This window comes from Pseudomonas sp. R1-1, assembly GCF_051132135.1.
Classification (GTDB): domain Bacteria; phylum Pseudomonadota; class Gammaproteobacteria; order Pseudomonadales; family Pseudomonadaceae; genus Aquipseudomonas.
The window spans coordinates 2,474,478-2,494,185 of the sequence record NZ_CP071663.1; the positions used below are offsets into that span (position 1 = coordinate 2,474,478).

The following is a 19,708-nucleotide window of genomic DNA, read 5'->3' on the forward strand; positions in this document are numbered from 1 at the left end:
CGCCAGCAGGCTGGCTCCCACAGTGTTTTGTGTTGTGCCCGCAACAGAGCTGAAACGCATCACCTGTAGGAGTGAGCCTGCTCGCGATAGCGGTTTACCAGTCAAAATTGTTTCGACTGACCCGCCGCCATCGCCAGCAGGCTGGCTCCCACAGTGTTTTGTGTTGTGCCCGCAACAGAGCTGAAACGCATTACCTGTAGGAGTGAGCCTGCTCGCGATAGCGGTTTACCAGTCGAAATTGATTCGACTGACCCGCCGCCATCGCCAGCAGGCTGGCTCCCACAGTGTTTTGTGTTGTGCCCGCAACAGAGCTGAAACGCATTACCTGTAGGAGTGAGCCTGCTCGCGATAGCGGTTTACCAGTCGAAATTGATTCGACTGACCCGCCGCCATCGCCAGCAGGTGCTACAAGGTTATTTTCGATCCAGCCACACAGTCTGCGCATTGCAGAATTCGCGGACGCCGAAGTGTGAAAGCTCGCGGCCGAAACCGCTTTTCTTCACGCCGCCGAAGGTCACACGAGGGTCGCTGGCGGAGTAGCCGTTGATGAACACACCGCCGGTGTCCAGTTCGCTGGTCAGTTGCTGGGCCAGTGGCACGTTGGCGGTGTAGATCGTCGCGGTCAGGCCGAATTCGCTGTCGTTGGCCAGCGCTACGGCGTGGGCGCAGTCGCGGGCGGTGATGATCGAGGCGACCGGACCGAACAGTTCCTGTCTGAACGAGGTCATGCGGTCGGTGACGTCCGCCAGTACGGTAGGCTCGTAATAATTGCCCGGGCCTGCCGCTTTACCGCCACCGAGCAGCAGCGTCGCGCCTTCTTCGAGGGTGTCGCGTACTTGCTGGTCGAGTTCATCACGCAGATCGAAACGTGCCATCGGACCGATGTAAGTGTCGGTAGCCAGTGGATCGCCGACCTTCAACTGACGCGTGGCTTCGACGAATTTGCGGGTGAATTCCTCAACCACGCCTTCCTCGATGATCAGGCGCTTGGCCGCTGCACAGACTTGACCGGAGTTTTGGTAGCGGCCGATGACGGCAGCTTGCACGGCTTCATCGATGTCGGCGTCATTGAGCACGATGAACGGGTCGGAGCCGCCCAGTTCCAGCACGCATTTTTTCAGGGCAGCACCGGCCTGAGCACCGATGGCCATACCGGCGCGAACGCTGCCGGTCAGGGTAACCGCAGCAATGCGCGAATCGGCGATGGCGGTCGATACGCCTTCTGGCGTCACGTTGATTACTTCAAACACGCCATCGGCGAAACCGGCGCGGGTGAACGCGTCGCGCAGCAGGTAAGCGCTGCCCATCACGTTCGGCGCATGCTTGAGCACGTAGGTGTTGCCAGCAACCAGCGCCGGCACGGCGCCGCGCAGCACTTGCCAGATCGGGAAGTTCCACGGCATCACCGCCAGGATCGGCCCGAGCGGACGGTATTCGATGCGCGCCTTGCCGCCTTCGACCTGAGTCGGTTCGGCATCGAGCATGGCCGGGCCGTGTTCGGCGTACCACTCGCAGAGTTTGGCGCACTTTTCGATTTCGCCACGGGCCTGGGCGATCGGTTTGCCCATTTCCAGGGTGATCATGGTCGCCATGGCGTCAGCGGTGTCGCGTAGCGCGCCGGCGAGGGCGGTCAGCAAGCGTGAACGGTCCTGCAACGGCTTGCGCTTCCACTTGCCGAAGCCGCAGGCAGCGCGGGTCAACGCAGCATCAAGGTCGGCAGCGGATTCGAAGGCGTAGTGGCCGATCTGCTCACCGGTCGCTGGGTTGATCGAAATGGCGTGGGTCTGGCTGGAAATCTGGCTCATGGCGTCGTCCTGCGTGTTCAGTGGATGGGCCTAGAGTAGGGTGGCGTTTGTTTTCTGGAAACTGAATAATAAAGATCGTTTCTTTCACGATTGGAGAATGTCTGTGGACCTGGTGCAACTGGAAATCTTCAAAGCCGTGGCCGAGCACGGCAGCATCAGCGCCGCGGCCGCGCAAATCCATCGCGTGCCGTCGAACCTGACCACGCGGATCAAGCAATTGGAGCAAGACCTGGGCGTCGATCTGTTCATTCGTGAGAAAAGCCGTTTGCGCCTGTCACCGGCCGGGTGGAGTTTTCTTGAGTATGCGCGGCGGATTCTCGATCTCGTGCAGGAGGCGCGGGCAACGGTGGCGGGTGAAGAACCGCAGGGTGCGTTTCCCCTGGGCTCGCTGGAGAGTACGGCGGCGGTGCGCATACCCGAACTGCTCGCGGCGTATAACCAACTGCATCCAAAAGTCGATCTGGACCTGTCGACCGGACCATCGGGGACCATGATCGACGGCGTACTGTCCGGGCGCCTCGCGGCGGCGTTCGTCGATGGCCCGGTGCTGCACCCGACGCTGGAAGGCGTGCCGGCTTTTGAGGAAGAAATGGTCATCATCGCGCCGCTCAACCACGCGCCCGTCCAGCGAGCGGCAGATGTGAACGGGGAAAACATCTACGCCTTTCGTTCCAATTGCTCCTATCGCCATCACTTCGAAAAATGGTTCAGCACCGATGCCGCCGTGCCGGGCAAGATCTTCGAAATGGAGTCCTACCACGGCATGCTCGCCTGCGTCAGTGCCGGCGCCGGGCTGGCGCTGATGCCGCGCAAAATGCTGCAAAGCATGCCCGGCAGCGCGACCGTCAGCGTCTGGCCATTGACCACGGATTTTCGTTACCTGACGACGTGGCTGGTCTGGCGTCGCGGCACGGTGTCGCGCAGCTTGATCATGTTCGTGCGCTTGCTCGAAGAGCGTGGGGTGGTGCCGGCAGATGCCTGACCGCGGCTGCAACTCAGCCGCGGTCAGGCGTGGGCTTATTGCGACTCGAGGCTGGCGATCAACGCGTCGGTGTCGGTAATGATATGGGCGAAGGTCGGGCCGTTGAGCTCGTGGGCCGCGTGCATCATCTCTTCTTTGAACGCGGCGGTCGCATCGCGGACCAGCGTGACGTGGTAGCCGAGTTCCGCGGCATAGCGGGCGGTGGCTTCGATGCAGGTATTGGCCAGCAGACCGACGATGATGACGTGGGTGATGCCTTGCTGCTTCAGGCGAAAATCCAGGTCGGTGTTGGCAAAACCGCTGGAGCCCCAATGCTCCTGAACGACAATGTCGCCGTCCTGCGGGGCAAAATCCGGATGCCATTCGCCGCCCCATTCGCCACGGGCGAAATGATGCATGTGCATGATCTTGCACTGCGTGGGCGTGGGGTGATCCCAGCTTTCGTAATCGCCTTCTTCCCAACGGTGATGCGGTACGATCACCACCGGAATGCGCAGGCTGCGCACCGCACGGTCGAGTTTGCGCAGATTGTCGAGCAGGCCGTTCTGCTCGGCCATGGGTTTGATCAGCGGGAAAACCTTGCCACCCTCGGAAAGGAAATCGTTGTACGGATCGACCAGCAGATAGGCAGTGCGGTCCAGCGGATAGAGAGGGTTTGACATGGCGGCTTGCTCCGGCAAAAGGAAAGAGCGGTGCGCAGGGCTTGTCCCGGCATCGTGTTGATATGATAATCATAGTAACAGTAAAAGAGGCAAGCTCCGATGGCTGAAGACGATAGCGCACCCGACACGCTGTGCCCGATTTCACGGGCCGAAAACATCGTCGGTGACCGTTGGACCGTGCTGGTTCTGCGCGAGCTGTTCATGGCCAACCATCGCTACGACGAGATCCAGGCGCAGACCGGCGGCACCCCACAGATGGTTGCTACGCGGCTCAAGTGCCTGGAGGCGGACGGACTGGTCGAGCGGCGGTTATACAACGAACGGCCGAAACGCTACGAATATCACCTCACCGCGAAGGGCGAAGCGTTCTACCCAGTGATCCTGGCCTTGCGCGCCTGGGGCGAAACCTGGTGCAAAGCCCCCGAGGAAGGGCTGGCAGTGGTCTTCACCCACAAACCCTGCAACCACCCCGCAGGCCTCGGGCCGGTGTGCGCGCATTGCGGCGAACCATTGCGTCGAGAAGATCTGATCAGCCAGCCGCAAGAGGCTTATGTAGCCGAACGCCAAGGGCGGCGGGAGGCGTTCAAAAACAGATAGCCACGCAAACAACGACCCTTGCAGGAGCGATACTGTTTGCCAAGGCGGAGTGTCAGTTGCAGTTGCTTTATCTGAACGTCGCTATCGCCAGCAGGCTGGCTCCCACAGTTTGGATTGGTTGGACCAGCAAAGAGAATGCTTGGCTGACGCGCTGCCATCGCTTGAGGGCAGAATCAAAAGCCCCTCACCCTAGCCCTCTCCCAGAGGGAGAGGGGACTTGACCGGGGTGGATGCAAGGGCTACGCCGACATGAGATACCGAGTCGTGCGCAAAACTCGAAAAGCCCACAAATCGGCTCCCTCTCCCTCGGGAGAGGGCTGGGCGGGCGGCGTTCCGATGAGGGGCGAATCCACCACAAATCCCGAACCAACCACCCGCTTCTAACCACTCAACAATGAGCGCCAGCTCGAGTGCCCTTGATCTTGATCTTGCCTAACCAGCGACATCGGAAGGCTGAGTGGAGGGATTGATCCGGGCGTGGGAGCGCAGCGACCGTCTGGCGCAGCCAGACACAGCGGAAGTAGGTGCAGCGAAGCAAACCGTAGCCGCTGCGCCCGGATCGGTCCCGCAGCGAAGGGACCCGAGCCTGCGAGGGCCGTACGTAGGAGCAAAGCCTTTTGGTTCCTTTTTGGCGTCTGAAAAAGGGACTCGCCGTAAGGGCGAAACCGCCAGCCGCAGCACCCGAAGCAACGGATATGTACCCAAACCAAAAAACTCACCGCCTGAAAGAAAGCCTTCGCGAGCAGGCTCGCTCCCACAGGTTTTTGCGGTGCGCACAGATCCCGAGCAACACATCAAACCCAAAGGCTCACGGCGTACCATTACGCCCATACAACCGATACCCCTCACGCAAGCTCAACCGCTCGTAATAAGCGCTGACCGCTGGAAAATCAGGATGCGCCAGCGGCGTTTCGAACCAGCGATTCACCGACAGCCCGATCGGAATGTCCGCCAGAGAAAACGCCTCCCCGCTGACGTAAGCCCCGGTCTTCTGCAGCTGTCGATCCAGAATCTCCATGTTCCGCGCCCAATCCCGACAACCCGCGGCCAGCGCAGCGCTGTCCTGGTAATCCGCGGACTTGCGCACCAGCGCCATCAGCGGATACGACCACGACCGGTTCAGCTCTGAAGCCTGCCAATCGATCCACTGATCGACCTGTGCCCGCGCCCGCGCTTCAACGGGATAAAGCGCCGCGCCGCCATAACGCGTCACCAGATAACGAATGATCGTATTCGATTCCCACAGGGTGAAATCATCGTCCTGAATCACCGGCACCATTGCGCACGGATTGAGCGCGAGAAACTCCGGGGTCTGCGTCGACTGAAACCCCGATCCCCAGTCTTCGCGCTCGAACGGAATGCCCAATTCGGCACACGTCCACAGCACCTTGCGCACGTTAATCGATGAAGCCCTTCCGAGTATTCGCAACATGGATTGTCCTTCCCGAGAGTCGACACAAGCCAATACATAGCACAGCAGAAAAAAGAAGGCCCGCACTCAGGCGGGCTCTTCTCGTTCATGCCGATTGATCAGCGTTGCAGGAACGCCAGCAAATCTTCATTCAACGCCTGCGCATGGGTCACGGCAAAACCGTGCGGCGCACCGGCATAGACTTTCAGTTCGGCGCCTTTGATCTGCGCAGCGGCCTGTTTGCCGGTGGTTTCGAACGGCACGATCTGGTCACCGTCACCATGGATCACCAGCGTCGGCACATCGACCTTGGCCATGTCCGGGCGGAAGTCGGTTTCCGAGAACGCGGTGACGCAATCCACGGTACCTTTCAAGGACGCCATCAGCGCGATGTTCAGGGTCTGCGTGAGCACGCCGTCGGAGACCGTCTGACCCTGATTGGTGCCATAGAAAGGCGCGGCAAAATCGGCGATGAACTGCGCGCGGTCCTTCAGCAGGCCAGCCTTGATTCCGTCGAATACCGACTTGTCGACGCCTTGGGCGAAGTCGGGCTTCTTGCCGAACAGCGGCGTCACCGCACCCAACAACACCAGGCCAGCCACACGCTCGCTGCCGTGGCGGGCAATGTAGCGGCTGACGTCACCGCCACCCATGGAGAAACCGACCAGGGTCACGTCGCGCAGGTCCAGATGGTTGATCAGGCCGGCGATGTCATCGGCAAAAGTGTCGTAGTCATAACCGGTCCACGGCTGATCCGAGCGGCCAAACCCGCGACGGTCAAAAGCGATGGTGCGATAGCCGCGGCTGCTCAGGTATTCCATCTGGTATTCCCACATGTCGCCGTCCAGTGGCCAGCCGTGGCTGAACAGCACGGGTTTGCCGCTGCCCCAGTCCTTGTAATAGATCTCGGTGCCGTCTTGGGTCTTGAAGGTGCTCATGAAAACTCCTTGTGATCGTGTGTGGGTATGACTGAATGCCGAATGGGCAGCGTTCACTATCTGCGCAAGATGAGCTTTGCACTTGTACGCAGGTGCTGGTTTTATCCTGCGCAACTACGAGTCTCAAGGCGGCGAAGGGTAAAATGGCGCCGTTGTTTGCGCTGATTCCTTGCAGACACGCAAAAAAAAGGGGCGAATTCATGTCGATGAATTCGCCCCTTTTTTATTGCGCATCAGGCCAACGCGCTGTCAGCGAAACGCCGGCACCACATGCTTGATAAACAGCTCCAGCGACTTCTTTTTCTCCGCATGCGGCAGGCTGTTGTCACACCAGAAACTGAACTCATCCACCCCCAGTTCCTGGTAGTACTTGATCCGCGGGATGATCTCTTCCGGCGTACCAATCATCGCCGTCTTGTGCAGGCTTTCCAGTTCAAACTCCGGACGCCCGGCAAACTTCTCTTCCGGGCTCGGCGCAAGGAAGCCGTTGACCGGGGTTTGCTTGTTGCCGAACCAAGCATCGAACGTGCGATAGAAGCGCGAGATAGCTTTTGCGCCAACTTTCCAACCGTCCGGGTCATCAGCGGTGTGCACGTGGGTGTGGCGCAGCACCATCAGTTGCGGGCGCGGCACATCCGGGTTGTTGTCGAGTGCGGTCTGGAATTTGTTCTTCAGGTCGACGACTTCTTCGTCGCCCTTCATCAATGGCGTGACCATCACGTTGCAACCGTTGGCCACGGCGAAGTTGTGCGAGTCCGGGTCGCGGGCGGCGATCCACATCGGCGGGTTGGGCTTCTGGATCGGCTTCGGCACGCTGGTCGAGGTGGGGAATTTCCAGATGTCGCCGTCGTGGGCGTAGTCGCCTTGCCACAGGGCACGGACCACCGGGACCATTTCGCGCAGGGCCTGGCCGCCGCTCGAGGCGGGCATGCCGCCGGCCATGCGGTCGAACTCGACCTGATAGGCGCCACGGGCGAGGCCGACTTCCATGCGGCCGTTGCTGATCACGTCAAGCAGGGCGCATTCGCCGGCGACGCGCAGCGGGTGCCAGAACGGCGCGATGATGGTGCCGGCGCCGAGGTGGATGGTGGTGGTTTTCGCCGCGAGGTAGGCCAGCAGCGGCATCGGGCTCGGCGAAATGGTGTATTCCATGGCGTGGTGTTCGCCGATCCACACGGTGCTGAAACCGCCGGCCTCGGCCATCAGGGTCAGTTCGGTGAGGTCTTCGAACAGTTGGCGGTGGCTGACGCTTTCGTCCCAGCGTTCCATGTGGATGAACAGGGAAAATTTCATGACGCTACCTCGAGTCTTTTGTCATTGGCCGGTCGTGTGCTGGCCTGTCGAACTGCCGTGAGCGCTGAACGCTCGCGAGTTTTATCACCCTTCAGGCACGCCTTCGAGGACGGCTGGTCGGTTGAATGAATATTGGTATACCATAATACGGGATATCCGCAAAATATTTCTGACCGACACTTCGAACAAGGAAGGCGCAACAGATGAACATCAAACAAAAACTGACCATGGCATTCGCCGTGATCGCCAGTCTGCCGGTGTTGCTGGTGGCGGCACTGATCATCCTCAATGTCCGCGATGGGGCGCGGGACAATTTCGTCGACAGCACCGGACGCGAAGTGCGCCAGGTCGAAAATGCGATGCAATTGTTCTTTGAGGGGATCAGCCAGAACGTCGCTTATCTGGCCGAGCATCCGCAATTGCAGAGCATCGACGCCAGCCTCAAACGCTATCTGAGCAGCGATGCCGCGCAAGTGTCCATGGGGCCGCAGGATCAGCAGTTATTCAAGCTGTTCGCCGGGCTGGCCAAGGCGCATCCGGCGTACACCTATCTGTCGCTGGGCACCGAGCAGGGCGGTTACCTGTTCTGGCCGGGCGATGCGCAACTGGCCAATTACGACCCGCGCACGCGGCCCTGGTACAAAACCGCAATGGCCAATCCCGGCCAAACCTTGCGCACCGAAGCCTATTACTGGGCGGCCGATGACGTGGTGCTGGTCAGCACCGTGCGCAGCTTCAACAACCAGTTGGGCAGCAATGCCGGCGTGGTCAATATCGACGTTTCGCTCAAGCAACTGACCGATCTGGTCAAGCAGATCCGCCTCGGCGACAGCGGTTATCTGCTGCTGATGGAGGCCAACAACACCGTGTTGGTCGATCCGAGCAATCCGGCGCACAACTTCAAGAAACTCACCGATCTGGGCGATGGCTATCGGCAACTGGCCGAAGCGAGCAAAGGCCTGGTTGAAGTGGAGCTGGCCGGCGAGCGCTACATGGCGCTGGTGTGGCCGTCCGAGGCGTTGGGCTGGCGGTTTGTCGGGCTGGTCAAAGCCAGTGAAGTGATGGCCGGGGCCACGCGGCTGACCTGGATCATCGGCGTTATCGCTGTCGTCTGTGCGCTGCTGTTTGCCATGGCCGGGGCGTGGTTTGCCGGGTTGATGGTCAAGCCGATTCGCGGCGTCGCCAGTGGTCTGGAAGGCATTGCCCAGGGCGAAGGCGATCTGACCGCGCGCCTGGAAGTGCGCGGGCAGGACGAAACGGCGCAACTGGCCGGCTGGTTCAACCAGTTTCTCGAAGCGATCCGCACCTTGATTCAGCGCATCGGCCAGGCGGCGGGGCAGATCCACAGCAGCTCCGGCAGCGCCACCGAAGTTTCGGCAGAGATGGCTGAAGTCGCGTCGCGTCAGCGTGAGGCGGTGGACATGGTCTCGACCGCGTTCCATGAAATGGTCGCTACTTCCAATGAAGTTGCGCGCTCTTGCAGCCAGGCCGCGGACTCGGCAGACAACGGCCAGCGTCAGGCCCACACCGGGCAGCAGCAGATCGATGCGGCGGTGAGCAATGTCGGCCGTCTGAGCGAGGAAATCGGTCACAGCGCCGAGTCGATGCAGCAACTGGAGCAGGACAGCAACGATATCCAGTCGATCCTCGGCACCATTCGCTCGATCGCCGAGCAGACCAACCTGCTTGCGCTCAACGCCGCCATTGAAGCGGCGCGCGCGGGCGAGCAGGGGCGGGGTTTCGCGGTGGTGGCCGATGAAGTACGGGCGCTGGCAAAACGCACTTCGGATTCAACCGGCGAGATCGATGCACTGCTGGGCAATCTGGCCCGGCGCACTCATCAGATGGGCAAGCAGATGCATGCCAGCCTCGAGGTGTCCCAGGAAACCGTGGTGTCGATCAACGAGGCGCGGGCGAGTTTTGAATTGATTCGCGAGTCGGTTGACGTGATCCGCGACATGAACACGCAGATCGCCACGGCGGCCGAGGAGCAGCATCAGGTGGCCGAGGATATCAATCGGCACATCAGCCAGATTCATGGTGATGCGCAGCTGGTGGCGAGCCTGGCGGATTCGACCCGTCAGGACGCGCAGAATCTCACGGCGCTGTCGCAGACGTTGAATCAGTTGGTGAGCCGGTTTCGTACGTAACCGGTAGCTCAAACAACACCGAACCCCTGTAGGAGTGAGCCTGCTCGCGATAGCGGTGTGTCAGCCAAGATATAAGTCAACTGACACACCGCTATCGCGAGCAGGCTCACTCCTACAGTTGATTGCGGTGAGCCATCAAACCAGCACCGGCAACGTCCCCATCTTGCCGTGGCAATACACCAGCGGCCCGGCCACGTGCTCGGGCACGATCAGGTTTTTCACCGCGCCGACCATGATCGCATGGTCGCCACCTTCGTATTCGCGCCACAGTTCGCACTCGATCACTGCCGTCGCATTGGCGAGGATCGGGTTGCCCAGTTCACTCAACGTCCACTCGATGCCTTGCGCCTTGTCCTTGCCTTTACGGGCGAAGGCGTAGGCTTCGCTTTGCTGGCCGCCAGACAAAACGTGAATCGCGAAGCGCTTGTTCTTGATCAGTACCGGGTAGGAGTCGGAGCTGTAGTTGGGGCAGAACAGCACCAGTGCCGGGTCCATCGACAGCGAGCTGAAGGCGCTGGCGGTCAGGCCGACGATCTGGCCGTCATCGTCGAGCGTGGTGATCACCGTGACGCCGGACGGGAACGAGCCCATGACTTGTTTGTAAATGGCCGCATCGATCATTGGTCATTCCTCGGGTGTGAGCAGCGGTTTTTATTGAATTAATGGTCTGATGGTATACCAGAAATCTGAGTTTGCAAGAGCTTTCCAGCTGAACCGATAAACGTGCCACGTTCGTCGGAAACTCAATATTTACGGGGCTTTCGGCTGGTTTGCCAGCGGTACTTTGGGTGAGGATGGCGTATCAGATGGCGCGGTAAATCACGGATCAGTCTTGTGAAAAGTTTGGAATACCATAATATGGTCCGCATCTGAGGGGCGGCCAGAGAGTCCCCCCGGTTTGGCTTCATACAAAGATAAGAACAGACAAACTCGAGTTCATGCATATGTCCCAGATGTCCCGGCAAGATCCGTTGATCGAGAATCACACGGTCGATTACGTCCCACTCGCGGAACGCCACGGGAAGGCCCGCGACCTGTTCACCCTTTGGTTCAGCACCAACATTGCGCCACTGCCCATCGTCACCGGCGCCATGGTGGTTCAGGTGTTCCATCTTGATTTGTTCTGGGGGCTGCTGGCGATTGCGCTGGGGCACATGATCGGCGGCGTGGTGATTGCGCTGGCGTCGGCCCAGGGTCCGCGCATGGGCATTCCGCAAATGGTCCAGAGTCGCGGCCAGTTCGGCCGTTATGGCGCGCTGCTGATCGTGTTTTTTGCGGCGCTGATCTACATCGGTTTCTTCATTTCCAACATTGTCCTGGCGGGCAAATCGATCGTCGGCATTGCGCCGTCGGTGCCGGCGCCGCTGAGCATTCTGATCGGTGCATTGGCCGCCACGGCGATCGGGGTGATCGGCTACAACTTCATCCACACGCTGAACCGCATCGGCACCTGGGTGATGGGCGGCGCGTTGCTCGCCGGCTTCATTTACATCTTCGCCAATGATCTGCCCGCAGACTTCTTCACCCGCGGCAGCTTCAATCTGTCCGGCTGGCTGGCGACGGTGTCGCTGGGGATCATCTGGCAGATCAGCTTCTCGCCGTACGTGTCCGATTATTCGCGTTACTTGCCGGCCGATATCGGCATTGCCAAGCCGTTCTGGGCGACTTATCTGGGCGCGACGCTGGGGACCATTCTGTCGTTTGCCTTCGGCGCCGTTGCGGTGCTGGCCACCCCGGAGGGCACCGAAGCGATGGCGGCGGTCAAGCAGTCGACCGGTTGGCTGGGGCCGATTCTGATGGTGCTGTTTCTGCTCAACATCATCAGCCATAACGCGCTGAATCTGTACGGCGCAGTGCTGTCGATCATCACCTCGATCCAGACCTTCGCCAGCCAGTGGACGCCAAGCATCAAGGTGCGCGTGGTGTTGTCGAGCGTAGTGCTCGCCGGTTGCTGCGTGGTCGCGTTGGGCGCATCGGCGGATTTCATTTCGCAGTTCATCGGTTTGATTCTGGCGTTGTTGCTGGTGCTGGTGCCGTGGGCGTCGATCAACCTGATCGACTTCTATCTGATCAAGCGCGGCTGCTATGACATCAGTTCGATCTTCCGCGCCGATGGCGGGATCTACGGACGCTTCAACCTGCACGCAATCATTGCCTACTTCATCGGCATCATCGTGCAGTTGCCGTTCGCCAACACCTCGCTGTACGTCGGACCGTACGCCAATCTGGTTGAAGGCGCCGACTTGTCGTGGCTGGTCGGCCTGGTGGTCACCGTGCCGCTGTATTACTGCCTGGCCACCCGTGGCCAGGCGCAGCAGAGCAGGGCGGCGAAGTTGGGGTTTACCGACTAAGGTGATGGATACCGACTGAGTCGCTCCGCTGTTCAATCAATGCCCGGCCTGTGCCGGGCATTGTCGTTGCGCATCCTGGCGGTCATCTAAATTGGCCATATCGATCCCCTTTTGGCCGATGCCCCACTGTGATCCCCTGGCGCTCTCGGCAAGAATCAAAGGCACAACGAAACGCTCGACCTTATTACCCTTGGCCGCCATTTCGGCCACTGCCGTGTACAGAACATAAAAACCATCGAACTCACGCCGCTTTCGGGGAACAACCATGGTCACGATGAAACGTATTCTGGGTGCCACTGTGTGTGGGCTGACGCTGTTGGCCAGCGCCGTCCAGGCCGAGCAACGCGAGCTGCGCGTCTACAACTGGGCTGATTACATCCTGCCCGCCGTGCCCAAGGATTTCGCCGCGCAAACCGCCATCAAAGTGACCTGGGACACCTTCGACACCAACGAATCGCTGGAAGCCAAACTGCTCACCGGCAACTCCGGTTACGACCTGGTGGTGCCGTCGAACCAGTTCCTCGAAACGCAGATCAAGGCCGGTGTGTTCCAGAAACTCGACAAGTCGAAATTGCCGAACTGGAGCCATCAGGACCCGGAACTATTGAAACTGTTGGGCAAGAACGATCCGGGCAACCAGTACGGCGTGCCTTACATGGTCGGCACCGTGTTGATCGGTTTCAACCCGGCCAAGGTCAAAGCGGCGCTGGGCGACAACGCGCCGGTGGACAGCTGGGATCTGGTGTTCAAACCGGAGAACATGGAAAAGCTCAAATCCTGCGGCGTGGCGATGCTCGATTCGCCGACGGAAATCCTGCCGCTGGCGCTGCACTATCTCGGTCTCGACCCGAACAGCCAGAACCCCGCCGATTATGAAAAAGCCAAAGCGTTGATGCTCAAGGTTCGCCCGTACGTGACCTATTTCAACTCGGCCAAGTACATGACCGACATCGCCAACGGCGACATCTGCGTGGCAATCGGTTACTCGGGCAGCTTCTACCAGTTCGGCAACCGCGCCAAAGAGGCGGGCAATGGTGTTGTGGTCGACTGGCGCTTGCCGAAGGAAGGCGCGCCGATCTGGTTCGATACTTTCGCCATTCCTAAAAGCGCGAAAAACGTTACCGAGGCCCACGAATTCCTCAACCACTTGCTCGACCCGAAAGTGATCGCGCCGATCAGTGATTTCCTCGGTTACCCGAACGCGAACAAGGATTCGCTGGCGTTGATCAACAAGGAAATCACCGACAACCCGAACCTGACGCCAACTCCCGAGGCGCTGAAAAAACTCTACGTGGTTCAGCCGTTGCCACAGAAACTCGAGCGCGTACGGACCCGCGTGTGGACCAGCATCAAGTCAGATAAATAACTATCAACCGAATAAGACCCCTGTGGGAGCTAGCCTGCTAGCGATTTTGCCGGTCCAGCCAACATCTGTGTTGGCTGACACACCGCCATCGCCAGCAGGCTGGCTCCCACAAATTTTTGTGTTGTGTCATTCAGTCCTGCGTTCTCCCTCTCGCGTCATCACCAGGCTCAGCAACACCGAGCCCAGAATCACCGCGCCGACCACCGCCAGCGACCATTCAACCGGCATGTGGAACCATGGCATCAGCACCATTTTGCCGCCGATGAACACCAGCACAATCGCCAGTCCGTACTTGAGCAAATGAAAGCGGTCAGCCATGTCCGCAAGCAAAAAGTACAGCGCACGCAAGCCCATGATCGCGAAGATGTTCGAGGTGAAGACAATGAACGGGTCGGTGGTCACCGCGAAGATTGCCGGGATGCTGTCGACCGCGAACATCAGGTCGCTTGCCTCGATCAGCACCAGCACCAGAAACATCGGCGTCGCCCAGCGCACACCGTTCTGCACGATGAAGAACCGTTCGCCGTGAAAGCCACTGGTGATGCGCATGTGGTTGCGGACCCAGCGCAGCAGCGGGTTTTTTTCCAGGTCCGGTTGCTGCTCGGCAAACACCAGCATCTTGATCCCGGTGATGATCAGGAACACCCCGAACGCATACAGCAGCCATTCGAACTGCGACACCAGCCACACCCCGGCAAAGATCATCACCGCGCGCATCACGATCGCCCCGAGCACCCCGTACAACAGCACCCGTCGCTGCAATTCCGGTGGCACGGCGAAGTAGCTGAAGATCATCACGAAGACGAACATGTTATCGATCGACAGCGATTGCTCGATCAGATAACCGGTGAGAAATTCAAGGGTTTTCTGCCGGGCGATCTCGCCGCCGAATTCGCCGTGCAGATACCACCAGAGCAAACCGGCAAAGCTCAGCGCCAGCAGGCACCAGGCAATCACCCAGGCCAGCGCTTCACGCACTGACACCCGGTGGGCTTTGCGCCCGCCAAACACAAACAGGTCCAGTGCCAGCATCGCCAGCACAAAAACGATGAAGGCGCCCCACATCCACGGTTCGCCAATATTGAGGTTGGTCGCTGGCATGTCACGCTCCCTGTCGATGGGCTTGAGGTCAGACAGGGCCATGCTAACGACGGATTAATGCGCAGGAAAAATCGTTTATTTCTGGGCAATGGTTCGAGAAAAACGAAGTATCAGAAATTTACCTAACGGAAAAACTCTCCCGGCGTCTGCCCAAACTGCTGCCGAAACGCCGCAATGAACGCCGACGTCGAGTCATACCCACAGGCCAGCGCAACATCTGTCACCCGTTGGCCTTTCTCCAGTGGCGTCAGCGCGCCGAGCAGGCGCAGGCGTTGGCGCCAGGCGCGGAAGGTCAGGCCGGTGTTGCGCAGGAACAGGCGGGTGAGGGTTTTTTCGGTGATGCCGAACTGCTCGCTCCATTGACTGAGGGTGGTTTGTTGTTCCGGGTGCTGTTGGAGGCTCTGATATATCTGCTTCAAGCGCGGATCTTGTGGCAGCGGCAGCATCAGGTCGATCGGCGGCGCTTCGGCGAGCTGGTCGAGGATCACTTGCGCCAGACGCCCATGAGCGCCGTTCTCATCGTATTCCACCGGCGCTTGGCTGAACGCGCGGATCAGTTCGCGCAGCAGATCGCTGACGGCCAATACATGGCAATGCCTGGCGGCCCAACTCGAAACGCTGCAATCGATGTACAGGCTGCGCATTTCCGTGTGTGGCGCGCTGAATACCCGATGCGGCACGCCGGCGGGAATCCACACGGCGCGTTCCGGCGGCGCGACGAAACGCCCGGCGCTGGTCTGCACTTCGAGCACGCCTTGGATCGCGTAGGACAACTGCACCCACGGGTGGCTGTGGCGGCGGGTCAGGGCGCGATTGGGCAGCGATTCGGTTCTGCCGTACAGCGGACGCGGCAGGCTGGGCAGCCCGGGAATGCTGCGGCGAACGCTGTTGCTATGTCCTTTAGGCGGCATCTTGCGGCTCTTCGGCGTTAGTCGGTAATTGCCAGTCACGTTAAAGTCCTCCGCACGCACTGGCAACCCCGGATCAACGACCATGACACGTCCACGTTTTCTACCTGACAACTTCACCCTGACGCTGATCGGCGTGGTCCTGCTGGCGAGTTTTCTGCCGGCCAGCGGCCAGGTCGCGGTCGGTTTCGGCTGGCTGACCAACCTCGCCATCGCGCTGCTGTTTTTCCTGCACGGCGCCAAACTGTCTCGCGAATCGATCATCGCCGGCGCCGGTCACTGGCGCCTGCATCTGCTGGTGTTCGGTTTGACGTTCGTGCTGTTCCCGCTATTGGGGCTGGCGCTCAAACCGCTGCTGTCACCGTTGATCGGCGACAAGCTGTACATGGGCATGCTGTACCTGTGCGCATTGCCTGCCACGGTGCAATCGGCGATTGCCTTCACGTCGCTGGCGCGGGGCAATATTCCGGCGGCGATCTGCAGCGCCGCGGCGTCGAGTCTGTTCGGGATTTTCCTGACGCCGTTGCTGGTCACGCTGTTGCTTAATGTTCACGGTGATGGCGGTTCGACGCTCGATGCCATCGTGAAAATCAGCGTGCAATTGCTGCTGCCATTCATTGCCGGGCAGATCGCTAGGCGCTGGATCGGCGCCTGGGTCGGGCGCAACAAAAACTGGCTGAAGTTCGTCGATCAGGGTTCGATTCTGTTGGTGGTCTACGGCGCGTTCAGCGAGGCGGTGAACGAGGGCATCTGGCAGCAGATTCCGCTGTTCGAATTGCTCGGGTTGATCGTGGTCTGCTGCATCCTGCTGGCGCTGGTGCTGCTGGCGTCGATCCTGCTCGGCAAGGCGTTTGGCTTCAATCAGGAGGACCGCATCACTATTTTGTTCTGCGGTTCGAAAAAGAGCCTGGCCACCGGTGTGCCGATGGCGCAGGTGTTGTTCGCCGGCAGCACCATCGGCGTGTTGATCCTGCCGCTGATGCTGTTCCATCAGATCCAGTTGATGGTCTGCGCGGTACTGGCCCAGCGTTATGCGCGCCGGCCAGTATCGGTGCCGGAGTTGATGGCGCAGGTCGATCCCTGAGCGCTGCGCCTCAGACGATATCGTCGATCAGAATATGGTGCAGCCCGCGGCTGCACTGTTCGATCCGCGCTTCAACCTTGTACACGCTGCGCAGCATCTGCTCGGTGATGACCTCACTGCTCGGGCCGCTGCCCTGGGTGGTGCCATCAGCGATGACCAGCACCTGATCGGCAAACCGCAGCGCCTGATTCAGATCATGAATCGCAATGAACACAATCACCTCGCGTTGCCGCGCCAGGCTGCGCATGAAGTTCAGCACCTGCACTTGTCGATGCATGTCGAGGGCGCTGGTCGGTTCGTCCATCAGCAGGATTTCCGGCTCGCGCACCAGCGTCTGTGCGATCGACACCAATTGCTGCTGCCCGCCACTGAGTTCTCCGAGGTTGCGAAACGACAGGGCGGTGATGCCCAGTGCGGCGAGAATGTCGTCGACCAGTTTCAGCTCGTCGTCATGCACGACCCAGCCCGGCGTCAGTTGCTTGCGCGCCAGCAGCACCGATTCGTACACGGTCAGGCGGGCACTGGCGTTCAGGCCTTGGGGCATGTAGCTGATCCCCGTCGGGCCTTTTTTCGAGTCCTGCAGGATCACTTGGCCGGGGCCGTCGATCAGCCCGGCCATGCGTTTGAATAGCGTCGATTTGCCGGCCGCATTCGGCCCGACCACGGCCACCACCTGACCACCCAGAAACGCCGCGGTGGAGACGCCGCGGATGATCTCGCGCTGGCCATAGCGGGCGCCCAGATTGTCCAGCTGCAGCTTCACCATGAGTTTTTCTTCCCGCCGAGAATCAGTGAAATGAAGAACGGCACGCCGATCAGCGAGGTGACCACGCCGATCGGGAAAATCGCGCCGGGAATCAGGGTCTTGCTGACCACCGAACTGGCCGACAGAATCAGCGCGCCCGTGAGCAGCGAGGCCGGCAGGAAGAAGCGCTGGTCTTCGCCGATCAGCATGCGTGCGATGTGCGGGCCGACCAGACCGATGAAGCCGATGGTGCCGACGAACGCCACGGGAAACGAGGCGAGCAGACTGACCATGATCAGCGTCTGAAAGCGCAGGCTGCGCACGTTGATGCCGAAACTCGCCGCCTTGTCGTCGCCCAGGCGCAGGGCGGTCAAGGCCCAGGCGCGGCGGGCGAAAATGGGTAGGGTGATAAGGATCACCAGGCAGATGATGCCAAGTTTTGGCCAGGTGGCTTTGGTCAGACTGCCCATGGTCCAGAACACCACGGCGGCGACGGCTTGCTCGGTGGCAAAAAACTGCACCAGCGCCAGCAGCGCGTTGAAGGTGAAGACCAGGGCAATGCCGAGCAGAACAATGGTCTCGGCGGTGACCCCGCGGCGCATGCTCAGAAAGTGAATCAGCAGCGCCGACAGCATGGCCATGATGAACGCATTGAGCGGCACCATGAATTGCGCGGCCAGCGGAAACAGCGCGACGCCGAAGGCCAGGCCCAGCGCGGCGCCGAAACTGGCGGCGGCGGAAATGCCCAGGGTGAACGGGCTGGCCAGTGGATTATTGAGGATCGTCTGCATCTGCGCGCCGGCCAGCGACAACGCCGCGCCGACGGCCACCGCCATCAACGCCACGGGCAGGCGAATGTCCCACATCACCACGCGCACTTGCGGCGAGGCGCTGTCCGGTGAAAACAGCGCGCCGAGCACTTCGCGCAGGCTGTAGCTGGCCGGGCCGAGTGCCAGATCGAGCAGCACGCTGCACAGCAGTAAAAACACCAGCCCCGCAAGGATCAGGCGCTTGCGCAGGACCAGGCGGCGATAGGTTTCGCGCTGGACTTCCACGGTGTCGGTCATTGAGCTCATGGCTTGACCTCGGTGTCGCCCAGGCTGACGAAGTAGCCTGATTCGTAAGGCACCGGCAGGAAGCGCTCGTGCAGTTCGCGGAACGCTGCGTCCGGGTCGAGATCGGCGAACAGTTCCGGGTGAAACCATTTGGCCAATTGCTGGATGGCCACGAACTGGTAGGGGCTGTTGTAGAACTGGTGCCAGATTGCGTGGAAGGCGTGATGCTCCTGGGCCTTGATGCCGGCGTAGGCCGGGCGCTGGGTATACCAGGCGAGTTTTTTCCGTGCCTGCGCCATGTCCGCGCCGGGGCCGACGCCGACCCAATGACCACCGGGGGCAAACGCTTCCCAGTTGGCGCTGGTGACCACTACGTGCGCCGGATTGGCGACGATGACTTGCTCGGGATTCAACTGGCCGAACGTGGTCGGAATGATGCCGCGCGCGACGTTGTTGCCTCCGGCCATGTCGACGAACAGGCCGAAGTTTTCGTTGCCGAAACTCAGGCAGCAATCATCGGTGTAGCCGCCGATGCGCTCGATGAACACGCTCGGGCGAGGCGGGTGCTGTTTTTCAATGACGTCGGTGACGCGATGGATCTGCTGGTTGCGAAAATCGATGAACGCTTCGGCCCGTTGCTCCTTGCCGAACAATTGGCCGAACAGGCGCATGGTCGGCTCGGTGTTCTGCATCGGGTTGTTGCGAAAGTCGACGTACACCACCGGGATGCCGAGGGCGTCGAGCTTTTCGATGTAACGCGCGTCCTCCGTGGCGTGCTGCGCCTCGATGTTGAGGATGATCACGTCCGGGCGTTGCGAGATGGCCTGCTCGATATCGAAGGTGCCGTCTTCAAAGCCACCGAAAGTGGGAATTTTCGCGATGGCGGGGAATTTGCGCAGGTACGCGTTGTAGGTGTCCGGGTCGGACTGGATCAGGTCCTTGCGCCAGCCGACGATGCGCTCGATCGGGTTCTGTGTATCGAGCGCCGCGACCAGATACAGCTGCCGGCCTTCACCGAGGATCACCCGCCTGACCGGCAGATGCACCTTGACCTTGCGCCCCAGCAGGTCGGTCACCTCGGTGCGCGCAGCGTCGCTGTCAGCGGCGTCAGCACTGCGCGGCGCGAGGGAAAACAGGCTCAGCACGCCTGCCAGTAACAGCGCAGCAACCGCCTGGCTGCGTCGATCGAAAATCGCCATGGTCCAACCTTTGCCAAAGTCAGCGCGGCCCTCGGCGCCTGCCGTCGCCACGCTGAACGTT

General features: G+C 60.4%; 17 protein-coding genes and 2 pseudogenes. 7 read left to right on the plus strand and 12 right to left on the minus strand.

Going from position 1 to position 19,708, the window contains the following annotated elements; translation table 11 throughout:
- Positions 1 to 413: 413 nt before the first annotated feature.
- Positions 414 to 1,805, minus strand: coding sequence for an aldehyde dehydrogenase family protein (locus J3P75_RS11320; protein ID WP_434710467.1), 1,392 nt, complete (start codon positions 1,803 to 1,805; stop codon positions 414 to 416).
- Between the two features lie 103 nt (positions 1,806 to 1,908).
- Here J3P75_RS11320 and ptrR point away from each other — a divergent pair, with 103 nt between their 5' ends.
- Positions 1,909 to 2,787 (plus strand): putrescine utilization regulator PtrR, encoded by an 879-nt coding sequence (ptrR, locus tag J3P75_RS11325; RefSeq protein WP_434711261.1) that lies wholly within the window; start codon positions 1,909 to 1,911, stop codon positions 2,785 to 2,787.
- A 35-nt stretch (positions 2,788 to 2,822) separates the two neighbouring features.
- On the opposite strand, the gene J3P75_RS11330 is transcribed toward ptrR, so the two are convergent.
- On the minus strand, positions 2,823 to 3,449 hold the full coding sequence (locus J3P75_RS11330) for an isochorismatase family cysteine hydrolase (protein ID WP_434710469.1): 627 nt from the start codon (positions 3,447 to 3,449) through the stop codon (positions 2,823 to 2,825).
- A 99-nt stretch (positions 3,450 to 3,548) separates the two neighbouring features.
- On the opposite strand from J3P75_RS11330, the gene J3P75_RS11335 reads away from it, so the two are divergent.
- Positions 3,549 to 4,046, plus strand: a complete 498-nt coding sequence (locus tag J3P75_RS11335; protein ID WP_434710471.1) for a winged helix-turn-helix transcriptional regulator — start codon at positions 3,549 to 3,551, stop codon at positions 4,044 to 4,046.
- An 808-nt stretch (positions 4,047 to 4,854) separates the two neighbouring features.
- Here J3P75_RS11335 and J3P75_RS11340 read toward each other — a convergent pair.
- The 3 genes from J3P75_RS11340 to J3P75_RS11350 all read right to left on the minus strand — a co-directional run bounded on the left by J3P75_RS11340 (position 4,855) and on the right by J3P75_RS11350 (position 7,688).
- Positions 4,855 to 5,478 carry a glutathione S-transferase family protein gene (locus J3P75_RS11340; protein WP_434710473.1) on the minus strand — a complete coding sequence of 208 codons (624 nt, stop codon included), beginning with the start codon at positions 5,476 to 5,478 and terminating at the stop codon, positions 4,855 to 4,857.
- 98 nt (positions 5,479 to 5,576) lie between these two features.
- A complete protein-coding gene (locus tag J3P75_RS11345; protein WP_332763466.1) occupies positions 5,577 to 6,395 on the minus strand; it encodes an alpha/beta fold hydrolase in 819 nt (272 codons plus the stop codon).
- 249 nt (positions 6,396 to 6,644) lie between these two features.
- On the minus strand, positions 6,645 to 7,688 hold the full coding sequence (locus tag J3P75_RS11350; protein WP_208937775.1) for an LLM class flavin-dependent oxidoreductase: 1,044 nt from the start codon (positions 7,686 to 7,688) through the stop codon (positions 6,645 to 6,647).
- A gap of 359 nt (positions 7,689 to 8,047) precedes the next feature.
- Here J3P75_RS11350 and J3P75_RS11355 point away from each other — a divergent pair.
- Positions 8,048 to 8,932 (plus strand): annotated as a pseudogene (locus J3P75_RS11355) (cache domain-containing protein); the annotation flags it as partial.
- Between the two features lie 306 nt (positions 8,933 to 9,238).
- Positions 9,239 to 9,838 (plus strand): annotated as a pseudogene (locus tag J3P75_RS11360) (methyl-accepting chemotaxis protein); the annotation flags it as partial.
- A gap of 135 nt (positions 9,839 to 9,973) precedes the next feature.
- On the opposite strand, the gene J3P75_RS11365 reads toward J3P75_RS11360, so the two are convergent.
- Positions 9,974 to 10,459, minus strand: a complete 486-nt coding sequence (locus tag J3P75_RS11365) for a flavin reductase family protein (RefSeq protein WP_434710475.1) — start codon at positions 10,457 to 10,459, stop codon at positions 9,974 to 9,976.
- 323 nt (positions 10,460 to 10,782) lie between these two features.
- Here J3P75_RS11365 and J3P75_RS11370 point away from each other — a divergent pair, with 323 nt between their 5' ends.
- Positions 10,783 to 12,189 carry a purine-cytosine permease family protein gene (locus tag J3P75_RS11370; RefSeq protein WP_434710477.1) on the plus strand — a complete coding sequence of 469 codons (1,407 nt, stop codon included), beginning with the start codon at positions 10,783 to 10,785 and terminating at the stop codon, positions 12,187 to 12,189.
- A gap of 36 nt (positions 12,190 to 12,225) precedes the next feature.
- Here J3P75_RS11370 and J3P75_RS11375 read toward each other — a convergent pair whose 3' ends face one another.
- Complete coding sequence (locus J3P75_RS11375) at positions 12,226 to 12,462, minus strand: hypothetical protein (RefSeq protein WP_434710478.1); 237 nt, start codon at positions 12,460 to 12,462, stop codon at positions 12,226 to 12,228.
- Between J3P75_RS11375 and J3P75_RS11380 the strand changes: the two genes are divergently transcribed.
- A complete protein-coding gene (locus J3P75_RS11380; protein ID WP_434710480.1) occupies positions 12,455 to 13,555 on the plus strand; it encodes a polyamine ABC transporter substrate-binding protein in 1,101 nt (366 codons plus the stop codon). The two genes, J3P75_RS11375 and J3P75_RS11380, sit on opposite strands and share 8 nt — an antisense overlap.
- Positions 13,556 to 13,681: 126 nt before the next feature.
- Here J3P75_RS11380 and J3P75_RS11385 read toward each other — a convergent pair whose 3' ends face one another.
- Positions 13,682 to 14,656 (minus strand): TerC family protein, encoded by a 975-nt coding sequence (locus tag J3P75_RS11385; RefSeq protein ID WP_434710482.1) that lies wholly within the window; start codon positions 14,654 to 14,656, stop codon positions 13,682 to 13,684.
- A 122-nt stretch (positions 14,657 to 14,778) separates the two neighbouring features.
- On the minus strand, positions 14,779 to 15,567 hold the full coding sequence (locus tag J3P75_RS11390; RefSeq protein ID WP_434711263.1) for an AraC family transcriptional regulator: 789 nt from the start codon (positions 15,565 to 15,567) through the stop codon (positions 14,779 to 14,781).
- A gap of 82 nt (positions 15,568 to 15,649) precedes the next feature.
- Here J3P75_RS11390 and J3P75_RS11395 point away from each other — a divergent pair, with 82 nt between their 5' ends.
- A complete protein-coding gene (locus J3P75_RS11395) occupies positions 15,650 to 16,648 on the plus strand; it encodes a bile acid:sodium symporter family protein (protein ID WP_434710484.1) in 999 nt (332 codons plus the stop codon).
- A gap of 10 nt (positions 16,649 to 16,658) precedes the next feature.
- On the opposite strand, the gene J3P75_RS11400 is transcribed toward J3P75_RS11395, so the two are convergent.
- Genes J3P75_RS11400 through J3P75_RS11410 form a run of 3 tightly spaced genes read right to left on the minus strand, consistent with a single transcriptional unit; the run spans position 16,659 to position 19,647 of the window.
- On the minus strand, positions 16,659 to 17,414 hold the full coding sequence (locus J3P75_RS11400) for an ABC transporter ATP-binding protein (RefSeq protein ID WP_434710486.1): 756 nt from the start codon (positions 17,412 to 17,414) through the stop codon (positions 16,659 to 16,661).
- A complete protein-coding gene (locus tag J3P75_RS11405) occupies positions 17,408 to 18,469 on the minus strand; it encodes a FecCD family ABC transporter permease (RefSeq protein ID WP_203418475.1) in 1,062 nt (353 codons plus the stop codon). The genes J3P75_RS11400 and J3P75_RS11405 overlap by 7 nt, the downstream gene beginning before the upstream one ends.
- A complete protein-coding gene (locus J3P75_RS11410; RefSeq protein WP_434710488.1) occupies positions 18,466 to 19,647 on the minus strand; it encodes an ABC transporter substrate-binding protein in 1,182 nt (393 codons plus the stop codon). The genes J3P75_RS11405 and J3P75_RS11410 overlap by 4 nt, the downstream gene beginning before the upstream one ends.
- Positions 19,648 to 19,708 lie beyond the last annotated feature (61 nt).

What these genes read in the sequence shown, in the direction of transcription:
- J3P75_RS11405 (WP_203418475.1), bottom strand. Translation starts at nt 18,469, where the DNA reads ATGAGCTCAATGACCGACACCGTGGAAGTCCAGCGCGAAACCTATCGC.
- J3P75_RS11370 (WP_434710477.1), top strand. Translation starts at nt 10,783, where the DNA reads ATGTCCCAGATGTCCCGGCAAGATCCGTTGATCGAGAATCACACGGTC.
- J3P75_RS11400 (WP_434710486.1), bottom strand. Translation starts at nt 17,414, where the DNA reads ATGGTGAAGCTGCAGCTGGACAATCTGGGCGCCCGCTATGGCCAGCGC.
- J3P75_RS11390 (WP_434711263.1), bottom strand. Translation starts at nt 15,567, where the DNA reads ATGCCGCCTAAAGGACATAGCAACAGCGTTCGCCGCAGCATTCCCGGG.
- J3P75_RS11365 (WP_434710475.1), bottom strand. Translation starts at nt 10,459, where the DNA reads ATGATCGATGCGGCCATTTACAAACAAGTCATGGGCTCGTTCCCGTCC.
- J3P75_RS11345 (WP_332763466.1), bottom strand. Translation starts at nt 6,395, where the DNA reads ATGAGCACCTTCAAGACCCAAGACGGCACCGAGATCTATTACAAGGAC.
- J3P75_RS11380 (WP_434710480.1), top strand. Translation starts at nt 12,455, where the DNA reads ATGGTCACGATGAAACGTATTCTGGGTGCCACTGTGTGTGGGCTGACG.
- J3P75_RS11320 (WP_434710467.1), bottom strand. Translation starts at nt 1,805, where the DNA reads ATGAGCCAGATTTCCAGCCAGACCCACGCCATTTCGATCAACCCAGCG.
- J3P75_RS11330 (WP_434710469.1), bottom strand. Translation starts at nt 3,449, where the DNA reads ATGTCAAACCCTCTCTATCCGCTGGACCGCACTGCCTATCTGCTGGTC.
- J3P75_RS11385 (WP_434710482.1), bottom strand. Translation starts at nt 14,656, where the DNA reads ATGCCAGCGACCAACCTCAATATTGGCGAACCGTGGATGTGGGGCGCC.
- J3P75_RS11395 (WP_434710484.1), top strand. Translation starts at nt 15,650, where the DNA reads ATGACACGTCCACGTTTTCTACCTGACAACTTCACCCTGACGCTGATC.
- J3P75_RS11335 (WP_434710471.1), top strand. Translation starts at nt 3,549, where the DNA reads ATGGCTGAAGACGATAGCGCACCCGACACGCTGTGCCCGATTTCACGG.
- J3P75_RS11340 (WP_434710473.1), bottom strand. Translation starts at nt 5,478, where the DNA reads ATGTTGCGAATACTCGGAAGGGCTTCATCGATTAACGTGCGCAAGGTG.
- J3P75_RS11350 (WP_208937775.1), bottom strand. Translation starts at nt 7,688, where the DNA reads ATGAAATTTTCCCTGTTCATCCACATGGAACGCTGGGACGAAAGCGTC.
- J3P75_RS11410 (WP_434710488.1), bottom strand. Translation starts at nt 19,647, where the DNA reads ATGGCGATTTTCGATCGACGCAGCCAGGCGGTTGCTGCGCTGTTACTG.